This is a genomic window from Treponema sp. UBA785, from assembly GCF_002297065.1.
GTDB lineage: Bacteria > Spirochaetota > Spirochaetia > Treponematales > Treponemataceae > Treponema_D.
The window spans coordinates 17,283-18,340 of record NZ_DBJD01000080.1 but is presented as its reverse complement, the minus strand read 5'-3'; the positions used below and the strand labels follow the sequence as shown (position 1 = coordinate 18,340).

The following is a 1,058-nucleotide window of genomic DNA, read 5'->3' as shown; positions in this document are numbered from 1 at the left end:
GTCAATCCATATATTCGCAGTGTTAGAACCCTGAATTGTTATGCAGTCAAACTGAGCATTAAATCCATCAGATTCTCCTTTTGAGTTCACTTCATGGTGCGGAAACATATCGATTGCATCAACTAGAGTAAGATTTCTAATTACAACATTCTCAATACCGTTGATGCTGATTGTTCCGCCACGAAGTCCAGAATCGCTTCCAAGACCAATAATTGTTGTATTAGATTTTAAATTCAACTGAATTACGCTTTTCCAAGCATCGTTTAGCTTCCAAACAGTATCATATAAAGAAGAATGGGAACCTTTTTTAGGGGATTTATCTTTGTCATTTGTAGTTGTTGAACATACAGCGGCATAAGCCTCAACCCAGTCACCATATGTTGTATAAGCATTTGAAGTTTTTGACGCAATCCAAGAATCCATTACAGAAGAAACCGCAATGTTGCTAGCACCTTCAGCAGGAAGTTTTGAGCCGCTTCCCTCATCTGACATATCAATCATTCCATCAATATAAATCAATGAATTTTTGTTTTTGATTGCTTTCATCAATTCTTCTCTAGTTGTTACAGTCACAACGTTAGTAAAAGTCGGCATTGCATAATTTACTCCAGCAAATCCAAGTGGAGTGTCGCTCGCTTTAATTACGTTTCCAGTCTCTACTGCAGCTGCCGCTCCAACCGTTACTGCGCAAGTGCTTTCTACAGAATTTGTTCCGTCAGAAGCGGTTACTTTTACAGTAACTGTCTGTTCTGCTGTATCTGTGTTTTTTGCTGTGAGTGTAACTGTTCCTGTCGTTGACTCAGAAAGCTCTGCATATTCACCGCCTTCGCTGATTGTCCAAGTATAAGTGATTTCAGGATTGCCTGAATATTCTGCTTTTGCGGTTAAGGTTGTGCTTCCGTCGCAAGCAATTGAGTCTTTTCCTGCGCTAACGCTTACGGAAGTAACCTTGTTCTCCACAATCTGTCCTGCCGCAAGAATTTTTACAGTTGTTGTTGCTTCCTTAGCTGTTCCGTCGTAAGTTGCAGTTACTTTTACTGTAACTTCGTGTTCTACTG

General features: G+C 40.1%; 1 protein-coding gene. It reads right to left on the bottom strand.

Going from position 1 to position 1,058, the window contains the following annotated elements:
* Window positions 1–1,058, bottom strand: a 1,058-nt coding sequence (locus tag B2X33_RS06915; RefSeq protein WP_296668584.1) for a pectate lyase family protein, incomplete at both ends; no start/stop codon positions are given.